Origin of the sequence: Streptomyces sp. NPDC051286 (assembly GCF_044455345.1) — a bacterium.
Lineage (GTDB): Bacteria > Actinomycetota > Actinomycetes > Streptomycetales > Streptomycetaceae > Streptomyces.
The window spans coordinates 166,641-178,851 of record NZ_JBITER010000012.1 but is presented as its reverse complement, the minus strand read 5'-3'; the positions used below and the strand labels follow the sequence as shown (position 1 = coordinate 178,851).

General features: G+C 64.8%; 12 protein-coding genes. 8 read left to right on the top strand and 4 right to left on the bottom strand.

Going from position 1 to position 12,211, the window contains the following annotated elements:
• Positions 1-367 precede the first annotated feature (367 nt).
• From ACIBB8_RS15485 to ACIBB8_RS15475, 3 genes are all read left to right on the top strand, one after another.
• On the top strand, positions 368-766 hold the full coding sequence (locus ACIBB8_RS15485; protein WP_398952236.1) for a peptidase inhibitor family I36 protein: 399 nt from the start codon (positions 368-370) through the stop codon (positions 764-766).
• Between the two features lie 41 nt (positions 767-807).
• Entirely contained in the window at positions 808-1,806 is a 999-nt protein-coding gene (locus ACIBB8_RS15480) for a hypothetical protein (protein WP_366693280.1), read from the top strand.
• A gap of 410 nt (positions 1,807-2,216) precedes the next feature.
• Positions 2,217-3,743, top strand: coding sequence for a glycosyltransferase family 87 protein (locus ACIBB8_RS15475; protein ID WP_398952234.1), 1,527 nt, complete (start codon positions 2,217-2,219; stop codon positions 3,741-3,743).
• Between the two features lie 282 nt (positions 3,744-4,025).
• On the opposite strand, the gene ACIBB8_RS15470 is transcribed toward ACIBB8_RS15475, so the two are convergent.
• From ACIBB8_RS15470 to ACIBB8_RS15460, 3 genes are all read right to left on the bottom strand, one after another.
• Positions 4,026-5,057 (bottom strand): alanine racemase, encoded by a 1,032-nt coding sequence (locus ACIBB8_RS15470; protein ID WP_398952232.1) that lies wholly within the window; start codon positions 5,055-5,057, stop codon positions 4,026-4,028.
• A 133-nt stretch (positions 5,058-5,190) separates the two neighbouring features.
• Positions 5,191-6,309 carry a lipid II:glycine glycyltransferase FemX gene (locus tag ACIBB8_RS15465; protein ID WP_398952230.1) on the bottom strand — a complete coding sequence of 373 codons (1,119 nt, stop codon included), beginning with the start codon at positions 6,307-6,309 and terminating at the stop codon, positions 5,191-5,193.
• A gap of 217 nt (positions 6,310-6,526) precedes the next feature.
• The gene (locus ACIBB8_RS15460) at positions 6,527-6,835 is read right to left on the bottom strand and encodes a hypothetical protein (protein ID WP_398952228.1); all 309 of its coding nucleotides are present in this window, start codon (positions 6,833-6,835) and stop codon (positions 6,527-6,529) included.
• A 278-nt stretch (positions 6,836-7,113) separates the two neighbouring features.
• Here ACIBB8_RS15460 and rpsF point away from each other — a divergent pair, with 278 nt between their 5' ends.
• From rpsF to rplI, 4 genes are all read left to right on the top strand, one after another.
• Positions 7,114-7,404 carry a 30S ribosomal protein S6 gene (rpsF, locus tag ACIBB8_RS15455; protein ID WP_015609864.1) on the top strand — a complete coding sequence of 97 codons (291 nt, stop codon included), beginning with the start codon at positions 7,114-7,116 and terminating at the stop codon, positions 7,402-7,404.
• 74 nt (positions 7,405-7,478) lie between these two features.
• Entirely contained in the window at positions 7,479-8,069 is a 591-nt protein-coding gene (locus ACIBB8_RS15450; RefSeq protein WP_398952225.1) for a single-stranded DNA-binding protein, read from the top strand.
• Positions 8,070-8,112: 43 nt separating this feature from the next.
• Positions 8,113-8,349: a 30S ribosomal protein S18 gene (gene rpsR, locus ACIBB8_RS15445; RefSeq protein ID WP_003967857.1), complete on the top strand. Its 237-nt coding sequence runs from the start codon at positions 8,113-8,115 to the stop codon at positions 8,347-8,349.
• 18 nt (positions 8,350-8,367) lie between these two features.
• The gene (rplI, locus tag ACIBB8_RS15440; RefSeq protein WP_358856630.1) at positions 8,368-8,814 is read left to right on the top strand and encodes a 50S ribosomal protein L9; all 447 of its coding nucleotides are present in this window, start codon (positions 8,368-8,370) and stop codon (positions 8,812-8,814) included.
• A 90-nt stretch (positions 8,815-8,904) separates the two neighbouring features.
• On the opposite strand, the gene ACIBB8_RS15435 is transcribed toward rplI, so the two are convergent.
• Positions 8,905-10,242 (bottom strand): MATE family efflux transporter, encoded by a 1,338-nt coding sequence (locus ACIBB8_RS15435; protein WP_398952222.1) that lies wholly within the window; start codon positions 10,240-10,242, stop codon positions 8,905-8,907.
• 477 nt (positions 10,243-10,719) lie between these two features.
• Between ACIBB8_RS15435 and dnaB the strand changes: the two genes are divergently transcribed.
• Complete coding sequence (dnaB, locus tag ACIBB8_RS15430; protein WP_398952266.1) at positions 10,720-12,180, top strand: replicative DNA helicase; 1,461 nt, start codon at positions 10,720-10,722, stop codon at positions 12,178-12,180.
• Positions 12,181-12,211: the final 31 nt, after the last annotated feature.

The following is a 12,211-nucleotide window of genomic DNA, read 5'->3' as shown; positions in this document are numbered from 1 at the left end:
ACCCGGCTCCGGGGGGGGCGACTGCAACCGCCCGGCGGGGCAACCCGCCCGCCACACCGACGTCCCGTTGGACGCCGCCCCCTTCACCGGCCCCCGCCAAAACCCGGAACTTCGATGCGTTTGGGCCGGGCTGGCCAGACATCGTCATACCGCCATGACCTGCATGTTCACGTATTCACCAGGACTTTACAGTCACCCCGGGAACCGATACCTCGTGGGGGAATGTATTATTAAATCCTATTTTGCTGCCTTGATTTGCCGCCGATTGGGGAGACCCGTTGCAGCCTTGGAAGTTGATCGGTAGGATCAATTCCCAAGATTGTGAAACTGGAGGTTATTCATGGGTTTCATTCGTAAGTGTGCAGCTGTGGCAGTATCCCTGCCGCTCATAGCTGCCGCTGCAGTTGCGACGGCTTCTAATGCGGCAGCGGCTTCAGGAAACTATTGTGGCCCCAATTGCCTTGCCTTCACTTACAACAGCAACACAGCGGGCTCGCGCATCTACTTCTGGGGCACTGATGTTCCAGACCTGGCGCCTTACAAGTTCTTGACCTCAGGTGCCGGGCAGGGGCAGGCGCTTAAGAATAATGCGGCTTCCGCGTTGAATGATTCACCCAACCCTGCCACTATTTTCTACAACAGTAATTATGGCGGATCTTGCGACACCATTTCATGGTTCGGAATCGCAGACCGACTGCACAATACTTACAATAATAACGCGTCCTTCAAGCTCGGCTACAGCAATTCTAAGTGCTACCAGTTCTAACGGGGTTGCCGCAGCCATGCCTACGCAATTTTAGCGTAGGCATGGTTATCCGTGCATTGAAATATTTTGCGGGTAAGTACTGGAGTGGTTCACGGGTGAAAAATCACAATGCCGCGATTAGGCTGCACAGATTCTGGACGCCTGCGGCGTATACACTCACCTTCGCAGCCCTTGCCAGCTGCACCGCCGAGCCCAGTTTCCCTGAGGCCAGTACGGTCAAACCCAGGCCATCCATGAGTGCGACCAATTCAGTGGAATCCAACGCTTCGGTGGGCTATACGTTCAGACTTCCCATCGCGAAGTATTCCTACTCCGACTTGCAGATTGCCGAAATTAACGCCGCTGAGAATCTATTGACAGAGCGGTGCATGCGGAAATTTGGAATTGAGTATCGAGTTCCGCCAGCGCCTCGACAGACGTCGGGTTCCGACCGGAGGTACGGTCTGTCGAGCGCTGCTGACGCGGATCGATATGGCTACCACCTACCACCGAATCTCCCTGCGTACAATCCGGCACAGGATCTTGGTGTAGATGAAGCCTCCGTACTTCTCGGGGTGTCGGGCGGGACCGCTAAAACTAAAAAAATCACCTACCACGGAACGGAAGTTCCGGCGGGAGGTTGCTGGCGGACGGCCGCACGCTCACTGGCGTCAGGACATGAGGACAAAAACGCTGCCCAAGTGGCAAGCGATATCGCGTACCGCAGTTACCAGGAATCCGCCAATGACGCGCGAGTCCAGACTGCTGTCAGTGAATGGTCCTCTTGCATGAAGATCCATGGCTTTGATTACTCCAGCCCGATGGCCGCTCTGGGTGACTCGAAGTTTTTCGAGAAAAGGCTGTCCGCTGGCGAGATAAAGACAGCCAAGGCGGATATGGGATGCAAAAAGGAAACAAACTTGCTAAACGTCTGGTTCTCTATTGAATCGAGCATCCAAAGGGGAATGATCGTCAAGCAATCAAAAATACTGGAAAGACTTCATAACCTTCACTTGTCGAAAGTTGCCGCTGCCCAGAAAATTACATCCGGCAATCATTGATCAGAAGCTCAAATGGTTCTCTTCGGGGGTGTAGCGGGCGTGGGGGCCGCCGAAGTAGCCGCAGACGATCTGGGGCTGGCGTTCAGGGCTGATTCAGTCCGAGTGATCAGGTATGGCCGCTGGTCAGGGCATCGTGAAGGTGTCGTCGGTGCCCGTCACGAACGCATCGGAGCTCAGGTTGAACCAAGTCACGGTCTACCGGCCCGACGTGAATCTATGAGTTGCTGCTAGCGTCCTGCGCCGGAGATCCGTCGTTAGTTCCCGTACGGGCGATTCTTCGAGTGTGCCCGCACCGCGTCGTGGTCCGAAGCTGGAACCTTGGCCGACCACGCGTGGTCAAGGAGGCCGCCGCACCACTCGGTGCGGCGGCCCTCGCCGTTTCCACAGTCCCGTACGGCAGGATGTGCGGCATGCCAAGCGCAGAACACACGAGCGTGCATCAGGAACGGGCCGTCGTTCGGCCCACGCACCAGGACGAGGTCGCCGCGGCCGGCAGCGAGCTGATCGGCGGGCGGTCGGGGCTCTGGGCGCGACTCGGCTCCGGCCCCCTCACGCCTGTGCGTGTCGTTGCCCTGGTGGCGATCGGCATGTTCGCGCTCGGCATGGTGCAGAAAGTGCCCTGTTACAACTGGGCGTGGTTCAGGGGCGCCAGCTCGCAGTACACGCATGCGTGCTACTCCGACATTCCGCATCTTTTCGTCGGACGTGGTTTCGCGGACGGTCTCGTACCGTACTTCGACCGGCTGAGCGACACCATGCAGTACCTGGAGTACCCCGTCCTGACCGGGGTGTTCATGCAGGTCGCGGCCTGGCTGACGCCCGGCGGCTCCATCCAGTACCGCGAGCAGATGTACTGGATGGTCAACGCGGGCATGCTGATGATCTGCACCGCGGTCATGGCGGTGTGTGTCGCCCGTACGCACCGGCGCCGTCCGTGGGACGGACTGATGGTCGCTCTCGCGCCGGCCTTCGCGCTCACCGCGACGATCAACTGGGACCTGCTGGCCGTCGCGCTGACGGCCGCGGCCATGCTCATGTGGTCCCGGCAGCGGACGCTTGCCTTTGGCATCCTCATTGGCCTCGCCACAGCCGCGAAGCTCTACCCCGTACTCCTGCTGGGGCCAGTCTTCGTGCTCTGCTGGAGGGCCGGCAAATGGCGGGAGTTCTTCGTGGCGACACTCGGCGCGGCCGCATCATGGCTGGTGGTGAACCTGCCGGTGATGGTGTTCGCGCCCGAGGGATGGAAGAAGTTCTACACGTTCAGCCACGACCGGCCGCTCGACTTCGGCTCGTTCTGGCTGATCATCTCGCAGCGGACCGGCATTTCCATCCCGGTCGACACGGTGAACACCGCATCGACGCTGTTGATGCTCTTCTTCTGTGTATGCATCCTGGTGCTGACATTGATGGCTCCGCGCCGGCCCCGCTTCGCGCAGCTGGCCCTTCTTGTCGTCGCGGCGTTCATTCTCACCAACAAGGTCTACTCGCCGCAGTACGTGCTGTGGCTGATCCCCCTTGCCGCGCTGGCCAGGCCGCGGTGGCGGGACTTCCTGATCTGGCAGGCGTGCGAGGTCCTGTACTTCCTCGGGATCTGGATGTACCTCGCGTACACGACCAGCGGTGACAAGCACCAGGGGCTGCCGACCGAGGGCTATCAGGTGGCGATCGCCCTGCACCTGCTGGGCACGCTCTACCTCTGCGCCGTCGTCGTACGGGACATTCTGATGCCGGAGCGGGACGTCGTACGCAGGGACGGTTCGGACGATCCGTCGGGCGGGGTGTTCGACGGTGCCAAGGACGTCTTCGTGCTGGGGCATGCGGCGGCGCATTCGCCGAGGTACCCGGCACCCGCGGTCGAGGGGCCGCGGGTGGAGTGGGGTGCGGCGCACGGGCCGGTCACCGAGCGAACAGGGGCACATGGGCCGGCCGCGGACTGAACAGGGCCTCGCCAAGGGCGCGAAACCCTTGGCGAGGCCCGGTTCCCATCGGTCGTGGGGGCCGGTCGTGGTGCCGTTTGGCTTGGTGTTTAGTGCCCCTCCCGGCAGGCTTTGCCCCTCGCGCCGCCCAGCACGCCCGCTCGCCGCGTTGGCCGAAAGCCCTGGTAGCTCCCTCTCAGCTTCGTTCGAGCAGGGGAGACCCCATCCAAGGACGTCCGGCCGCCTGGCGATCGCACGCACTGGACGGCGCTCCTCATGGGGCACACATGGCCGGTCACGGCACTAGCGGTCGACGAGGCGGTCGAACTGGGTGGTCGTGTGGCGCAGATGGGCCACCAGCTCGTCGCCGACCTTCGGTTCCTGTGCGTCCGCGGGCACGAACAGGATCGACACCTGCATGTGGGGCGGCTCGGCGAACCAGCGCTGCTTGCCCGACCAGACGAAGGGCGACAGATTGCGGTTGACAGTGGCCAGGCCCGCGCGGGCGACGCCTTTGGCGCGCGGCATCACGCCGTGCAGCGCCTTCGGGGCCTCCAGGCCCACGCCGTGCGACGTGCCGCCGGCGACGACCACCAGCCAGCCGTCGGAGGCGGCCTTCTGCTGGCGGTAGCCGAAGCGGTCCCCCTTGGCGACGCGCGTGACGTCGAGGACGGCACCCCGGTACTCCGTCGCGTCGTGGTCGCCGAGCCACAGTCGTGTGCCGATCCGGGCGCGGAAGCGGGTCTGCGGGAACTGCTGCTGCAGCCGGGCCTGTTCCTCGGCGCGCAGATGGCTGACGAACATGGTGTGCAGCGGCAGTCGGGCGGCGCGAAGGCGGTCCATCCAGCCGATGACTTCCTCGACCGCGTCCGAGCCGTCGGTGCGGTCCAGCGGCAGGTGCAGCGCGAAGCCTTCGAGACGTACGTCCTCGATGGCGGCGTGCAGCTGCCCCAGCTCCTCCTCCTTGACGCCGTGACGCTTCATCGAGCTCATGCACTCGATGACGACCCGGGCGCCCACCAGCGCGTGCACGCCATCCACGGAGGAGACCGACCGGATGACGCGGTCGGGCAGCGGCACGGGCTCCTCACCCCGCCGGAACGGGGTGAGGACCAGCAGATCGCCGCTGAACCAGTCCTTTATGCGGGCTGCCTCGTAGGTGGTGCCGACGGCGAGAGTGTCGGAGCCGAAGCGGGTCGCCTCGTCTGCGAGTCGCTCGTGACCGAAGCCGTATCCGTTGCCCTTGCAGACCGGGACAAGCCCGGGGAACTGATCGAGGACGGATTTCTGGTGCGCCCGCCAGCGCGCGGTGTCGACATAGAGGGAGAGCGCCATGGCCGGTCCGGAACCTTTCTGGTGGCTGCGGTGTATCAGAGGTATGTGGAGCTTGTCGAAGTGTCTGAGCCTGTCGGCCTGCTTGCCGGCGGGCCTGCTGAAGCGCTCATTGAAACGGGTGATGCCGGTTTCGTCAGCGGCGCGACATATACATGTCCAGCGCCTTGTGCAGCAGCTTGTTGAGCGGGAAGTCCCACTCGCCGACGTACTCGACGGCTTCGCCGCCGGTGCCGACCTTGAACTGGATCAGGCCGAAGAGGTGATCGGTCTCGTCGAGCGAGTCGCTGATGCCGCGCAGGTCGTAGACGGTGGCGCCCATCGCGTAGGAATCGCGCAGCATCCGCCACTGCATGGCGTTCGAAGGCCGCACCTCGCGTCCGATGTTGTCGGACGCGCCGTACGAGTACCAGACGTGCCCACCGACGACGAGCATCGTCGCCGCGGAGAGGTTCACCCCGTTGTGGCGCGCGAAATACAGTCGCATGCGATTCGGGTCCTCGGAGTTGAGGACAGTCCACATGCGCTGGAAGTAGGAGAGGGGACGCGGCCTGAAGCGGTCGCGCACAGCGGTGATTTCGTACAGCCGCTGCCATTCGGCGAGGTCCTCGTAACCGCCCTGGACCACCTCGACGCCGGCCTTCTCAGCCTTCTTGATGTTGCGCCGCCACAGCTGGTTGAAGCCCTTGAGGACGTCTTCGAGCGAGCGGTTCGCCAGCGGCACCTGGAAGACGTAGCGCGGCTGCACGTCACCGAAGCCGGCGCCGCCGTCCTCGCCCTGCTGCCAGCCCATCTTCCGCAGCCGGTCCGAGACTTCGAAAGCGCGCGGCTCGATGTGCGTGGCCTCGACGTCGCGCAGCCGCTTCACGTCGGGGTCCTGGATGCCGGACTTGATGGCGGCTGCATCCCAGCGGCGGATGACGACCGGCGGGCCCATCTTCACCGAGAAGGCGCCCTGCTGCTTGAGATGCGCGAGCATCGGCTGCAGCCACTCGTCGAGGTTCGGCGCGTACCAGTTGATGACCGGCCCCTCGGGGAGGTATGCGAGATACCGCTTGATCTTCGGGAGTTGGCGGTACAGCACCAGGGCGGCGCCCACGATCTCGCCGCTCTTGTCGAACCAGCCAAGGTTCTCCGAACGCCATTCGGTCTTCACATCCGCCCACGCCGGGACCTGGCAGTGACTGGCCGACGGCAGACTCTGGATGTATGCCAGATGCTGCTCTCGGCTGATGGTCCTCAGGGTCAGGCTCATGCGGGGCGCTCCTCGGCAGGTGTGTCCCCATCGGTCAGGGGCTCCGGCTCTCGCGCCGAAGCCTACTGCGACCGGGGAGCGCGTCGTCTGGCCCTGTCGGACCTTGTCGGCCAGGTGGGTCCCGGCTGTCCGCCCCTGGAGGGCCTGGACGACCCCCTGAGAGGGTGCGGGTGGACTTGCCGGGACCGGCGACCGGAGGCGTTCGGGACAGGCGCGGCTATAGGCCGCCGAAGAGACCGCCGTGGGCCATTCCCAGGTAGAACCCGACGGCGGACGCGCCTATACCGAGGATCAGCGGGAACCTCTCGCGGGTGGTCACCGAGATGTACTGCCCGTATGCACCTGTGAGGATCCCGATGAGCCCGGCCCATGAGCTGAGCAGATGCAGGCTGTGGAACATCGCCGTCACGAAGGCGATAAGACCGAGGGCCACGGTTACCGCCACCAGAGTGTCCTGGAGCGGATGGGGTCTGCCGTCCGTGGCGAGAAGGGAAACGGGAGGGCGGGTTCGCATTGTCTGTGCCATGGAGTACCTCCTGGCCGAAAAGGCGGCGCATCGTGGCGTCGCTCACACCCGATGTGTACAGATTGCGTCTCCTGAGCACTGGATTTCAACCGGAAGCCGGTCTGCGGGTACTCTGTACGGTCTGCGGCGGTGTCTGCCCAGGCCAGCACGGCAGCCCTCCTCGGAAGGGGGCGTTGTCAGTGGCGGCTGTTTTACTCGGAGACACTGTTGCTTACGCATCACGACCCTCCTGCCACGGAACGACCGTGGCCGCTGAGTCCAAAGGAGGTGGGTTCCACATGCGTCACTACGAGGTGATGGTCATCCTCGACCCCGATCTCGAGGAGCGCGCTGTCTCCCCGCTGATCGAGAACTTCCTCTCCGTCGTCCGTGAGGGCAATGGAAAGGTTGAGAAGGTCGACACCTGGGGCCGTCGTCGTCTCGCTTACGAGATCAAGAAGAAGCCCGAGGGCATCTACTCGGTCATCGACCTGCAGGCCGAGCCTGCGGTCGTCAAGGAGCTCGACCGCCAGATGAACCTGAACGAGTCGGTCCTCCGGACCAAGGTCCTCCGTCCCGAGATCCACTGAGCATCTAGCTCAGCGGTCATCGGGTTCGAGTAGCAGCAAGCAGCCAGAAGCAATCCCCGCCGAGAGGTTCACCCATGGCAGGCGAGACCGTCATCACGGTCGTCGGCAATCTCGTCGACGACCCCGAGCTGCGCTTCACCCCGTCCGGTGCAGCGGTCGCGAAGTTCCGCGTCGCGTCCACTCCCCGCATCTTCGACCGGCAGACCAATGAGTGGAAGGACGGCGAAGGCCTGTTCCTCACCTGCTCGGTCTGGCGGCAGGCGGCGGAGAACGTCGCCGAGTCGCTCCAGCGAGGCATGCGCGTTGTCGTGCAGGGCCGGCTGAAGCAGCGGTCGTACGAAGACCGCGAAGGCGTGAAGCGCACGGTCTATGAGCTGGATGTCGAGGAAGTCGGCCCCAGCCTCAAGAACGCCACGGCCAAGGTCACCAAGACCACCGGTCGCGGTGGCCAGGGCGGCCAGGGTGGTTACGGCGGTGGCCAGCAGGGCGGCGGCAACTGGGGCGGCGGTCCCGGTGGCGGCGGCCAGCAGGGCGGCGGCGGTGCTCCCGCTGACGACCCGTGGGCCACCGGCACGCCGGCCGGGGGCCAGCAGGGCGGCGGAGGCGGTTGGGGCGGAAGCTCCGGCGGCTCCGGCGGCGGCTACTCGGACGAGCCTCCCTTCTAGGGCAGCTCGTACCCCCACTTCTTGATCACACAGGAGAAACACCATGGCGAAGCCGCCTGTGCGCAAGCCTAAGAAGAAGGTCTGCGCTTTCTGCAAGGACAAGACCCAGTACGTGGACTACAAGGACACGAACATGCTGCGGAAGTTCATTTCCGACCGCGGCAAGATCCGTGCCCGCCGCGTAACCGGCAACTGCACGCAGCACCAGCGTGACGTCGCCACGGCCGTCAAGAACAGCCGTGAGATGGCGCTGCTGCCCTACACGTCCACCGCGCGATAAGGGAAGGGTGACCGAATAATGAAGATCATCCTCACCCACGAGGTCTCCGGCCTCGGCGCTGCCGGCGACGTCGTCGAAGTCAAGGACGGGTACGCCCGTAACTACCTGGTCCCGCGTGGCTTTGCCATCCGCTGGACCAAGGGTGGCGAGAAGGACGTGGCGCAGATCCGCCGCGCCCGCAAGATCCACGAGATCGCGACGATCGAGCAGGCCAACGAGGTCAAGGCCAAGCTTGAGGCCGTGAAGGTTCGTCTGGCTGTTCGCTCCGGCGACGCCGGCCGTCTCTTCGGCTCCGTCACCCCGGCCGACATCGCTTCGGCGATCAAGGCTGCCGGTGGCCCGGACGTCGACAAGCGTCGCGTCGAGCTCGGCTCTCCGATCAAGACGCTCGGCGGTCACCAGGTGTCCGTGCGTCTGCACCCCGAGGTTGCGGCGAAGCTCGGCATCGAGGTCGTTGCTGCCTAAGGGCATAGCTCACCAGAGCAACTGAAGGGCCGCACCCCACGGGGTGCGGCCCTTTGTCGTTTCACGTGAAACAGGGTCGACGGCCGATGCTCAGCGGGTGGCTCCGGTGACGATCCACTTACCTGAGCGCGTGCGCAGCCAGAGCGTCACCATGCGGACCGTCATCATCAGTGCCATTGCCCACCACAGAGCATTCAGGCCCCCGCCGTAGGTGGGCACGAGCAGGGCGACCGGGGCGAAGACGGCCAGGGTGATCAGCATGGCCCAGGCGAGGTACCGACCGTCTCCGGCGCCCATCAGCACGCCGTCCAGCACGAAGACCACACCGGCGATCGGCTGGCACACGGCCACCACCAGCAATGCGGGGAGCAGGGTGCTCTGCACGTCCTGGTCGCCGGTGAACAAGGGGATGAACAAGGGACGCGCGAGCACGATCAGAGCCCCGAGCATCACACCTGAGGCAATGCCCCACTGCACCATTCGGCGGCATGCCTCGCGTGCGCCCTCGGTGTCATTGGCTCCCAGGTAGCGGCCGATGATGGCTTGCCCAGCGATCGCAATGGCGTCGAGAGCGAAGGCCATCAGGCTCCACAGGGAGAGGATGATCTGGTGGGCGGCGATATCGGTGTCGCCCAGGCGTGCAGCAACGGCGGTGGCGATCATCAGGACGGCACGGAGCGACAGCGTACGAACCAGCAGGGGGACGCCTGCCTGGGCACTGGCCCTGATCCCTGCCGTGTCGGGGCGCAACGACGCGCCGTGCCGGCGTGCTCCCCGCACCACCACGACCAGATAGGCCGAGGCCATGCCGACCTGGGCGATCACGGTGCCCCAGGCCGATCCGGCGATACCGAGACCGGCGCCGTAGACAAGCCCCGCGTTGAGGGCTCCGTTGGCCGCGAAACCGCCGATGGCGACATACAGCGGGGTTTTGGTGTCCTGCAGGCCGCGGAGCACGCCGGTAGCGGCCATGACGATGAGCATGGCGGGGATGCCGAGGCTGGAGATCCGTAGATAGGTGGTGGCGTACGGCGCGGCGGTGTCGGAGGCGCCGAAGACATCGACGAACCAGGGGGCTGAGGGCAGGGCCACGGCGATGACAGCGATACCGAGGAGCAGTGCCAGCCAGATGCCGTCCATGCCCTGCCGTATTGCGGAGGCGAGATCGCCCGCACCTACGCGTCGCGCGACCGCTGCCGTGGTGGCGTAGGCGAGGAAGACGAAAATGCTCACGGCAGTGGTCAGCAGAGCCGCGGCGACGCCCAGGCCGGCCAGTTGCGGTGTGCCGAGATGGCCGACGATGGCGCTGTCGACCATGACGAAGAGCGGCTCGGCGACGAGGGCGCCGAAGGCGGGGACGGCGAGTGCGACGATCTCACGATCGTGCCGTCGACGGTTGGAATATGAGGTCGCGGTGGCCTGGGGCATGGGGGCCAATCTAATCTTCCACAGGTAACAGATGCAATGTCATATCAGTCCTTACATTTACTGGCGCTGAGTGTTCTCCTGTGTGCGGTTTGCCGTGATTTTGTGCTGGCTCGGAAAGTTTTTCTCCCCCACAGGCCGTGGATGGAGAAATCCCAGGTCAGGGCTGTGGTCGGGGCGACGTTATGAGTTTGTCCACAGTGCTGTCCCCTGCTCCGTGCACAGGTTCTGCGGGGTTCTCCACAGCATCTGGTCCGTCGTCCACATGCCCTGTGGATAACCAGATTGGCTGACGGTGCGGCGAGGCCTACCGTGGACCGGCGCCCACACCCTGTTTCAGCCCTGGAATCCCGCAGAACTCGACGTGCCGGAACCGGAGTCGAGCGTCTTGTTGTCGGTGCTGTGCCGTAAGAAAGAGTGGCACGGCGAAGGTCCGCGGAGCGGACGGGAGGAGGTGGCACGGTGAGCATTCCCGAGCCTTTGGACGACCCCTGGGCCGACACCGGTCCCGGTGACCGTCTGCCCGTTACCCGCCAGCGTCGCGGCGAAGGCCGGGACCGCGGTGAGCAGCACGACCGCGGCAGGGAGAGCGGCGGCTGGGACGGCGGCTCGCCCGGATTCGAGCGCGTGCCCCCTCAGGACCTCGACGCCGAGCAGTCGGTCCTCGGCGGCATGCTCCTGTCCAAGGACGCCATTGCCGACGTCGTGGAAATCATCAAGGGGCACGACTTCTACCGCCCCGCCCACGAGACCGTTTTCCAGGCGATCCTCGACCTCTATGCCAAGGGCGAGCCCGCCGACCCGATCACGGTCGCGGCCGAGCTGGTCAAGCGCGGCGCGATCACCAAGGTGGGCGGCGCCCCCTATCTGCACACCCTCGTCCAGTCCGTGCCTACGGCGGCCAACGCCTCGTACTACGCGGAGATCGTCCACGAGCGAGCGGTCCTGCGACGGCTTGTCGAGGCGGGCACGAAGATCACGCAGATGGGATATGCGGCCGACGGTGACGTCGACGAGATCGTCAACTCGGCACAGGCCGAGATCTATGCCGTCACGGAGCAGCGCACCAGCGAGGACTATTTGCCGCTGGGCGACATCATGGAGGGCGCGCTCGACGAGATCGAGGCGATCGGTTCGCGCTCCGGCGAGATGACGGGCGTACCGACCGGCTTCACCGACTTCGACGCCCTGACCAACGGGCTGCACCCGGGTCAGATGATCGTCATTGCGGCGCGTCCGGCCATGGGTAAGTCCACGCTGGCCCTGGACTTCGCGCGGGCCGCGTCGATCAAGAACAACCTCCCGAGCGTGATCTTCTCCCTCGAAATGGGCCGCAACGAAATTGCGATGCGACTGTTGTCCGCCGAGGCGCGGGTGGCTCTGCACCACATGCGTTCCGGCACGATGACCGACGAGGACTGGACGCGGCTGGCCCGCCGGATGCCGGACGTCTCGGCCGCGCCGCTCTACATCGACGATTCGCCGAACCTGTCGATGATGGAGATCCGGGCGAAGTGCCGTCGGCTGAAACAGCGGAACGACATCAAGCTGGTGATCATCGACTATCTGCAGCTGATGCAGTCCGGTGGCTCCAAGCGTGCCGAGAGCCGTCAGCAGGAGGTCTCGGACATGTCTCGAAACCTTAAGTTGCTGGCCAAGGAGCTGGAGCTCCCGGTCATCGCGCTGTCCCAGCTGAACCGTGGTCCGGAGCAGCGGACGGACAAGAAGCCGATGGTCTCCGACCTCCGTGAATCCGGCTCCATCGAGCAGGACGCCGACATGGTGATCCTGCTGCACCGCGAGGATGCGTACGAGAAGGAGTCCCCGCGGGCGGGCGAGGCGGACCTGATGGTGGCCAAGCACCGTAACGGGCCGACGGCGACGATCACCGTGGCATTCCAGGGCCACTACTCACGCTTCGTGGACATGGCGCAGACCTAGGAGGGCACTGAAGATCTTGGCCGGGCTCCCG

Bases quoted from the DNA above. Each gene is read 5' to 3' on its own strand.
- ACIBB8_RS15465 (WP_398952230.1), bottom strand. From the start codon at position 6,309: ATGAGCCTGACCCTGAGGACCATCAGCCGAGAGCAGCATCTGGCATAC.
- ACIBB8_RS15450 (WP_398952225.1), top strand. From the start codon at position 7,479: ATGGCAGGCGAGACCGTCATCACGGTCGTCGGCAATCTCGTCGACGAC.
- rplI (WP_358856630.1), top strand. From the start codon at position 8,368: ATGAAGATCATCCTCACCCACGAGGTCTCCGGCCTCGGCGCTGCCGGC.
- ACIBB8_RS15475 (WP_398952234.1), top strand. From the start codon at position 2,217: ATGCCAAGCGCAGAACACACGAGCGTGCATCAGGAACGGGCCGTCGTT.
- rpsR (WP_003967857.1), top strand. From the start codon at position 8,113: ATGGCGAAGCCGCCTGTGCGCAAGCCTAAGAAGAAGGTCTGCGCTTTC.
- rpsF (WP_015609864.1), top strand. From the start codon at position 7,114: ATGCGTCACTACGAGGTGATGGTCATCCTCGACCCCGATCTCGAGGAG.
- ACIBB8_RS15435 (WP_398952222.1), bottom strand. From the start codon at position 10,242: ATGCCCCAGGCCACCGCGACCTCATATTCCAACCGTCGACGGCACGAT.
- ACIBB8_RS15480 (WP_366693280.1), top strand. From the start codon at position 808: ATGGTTATCCGTGCATTGAAATATTTTGCGGGTAAGTACTGGAGTGGT.
- ACIBB8_RS15470 (WP_398952232.1), bottom strand. From the start codon at position 5,057: ATGGCGCTCTCCCTCTATGTCGACACCGCGCGCTGGCGGGCGCACCAG.
- ACIBB8_RS15460 (WP_398952228.1), bottom strand. From the start codon at position 6,835: ATGGCACAGACAATGCGAACCCGCCCTCCCGTTTCCCTTCTCGCCACG.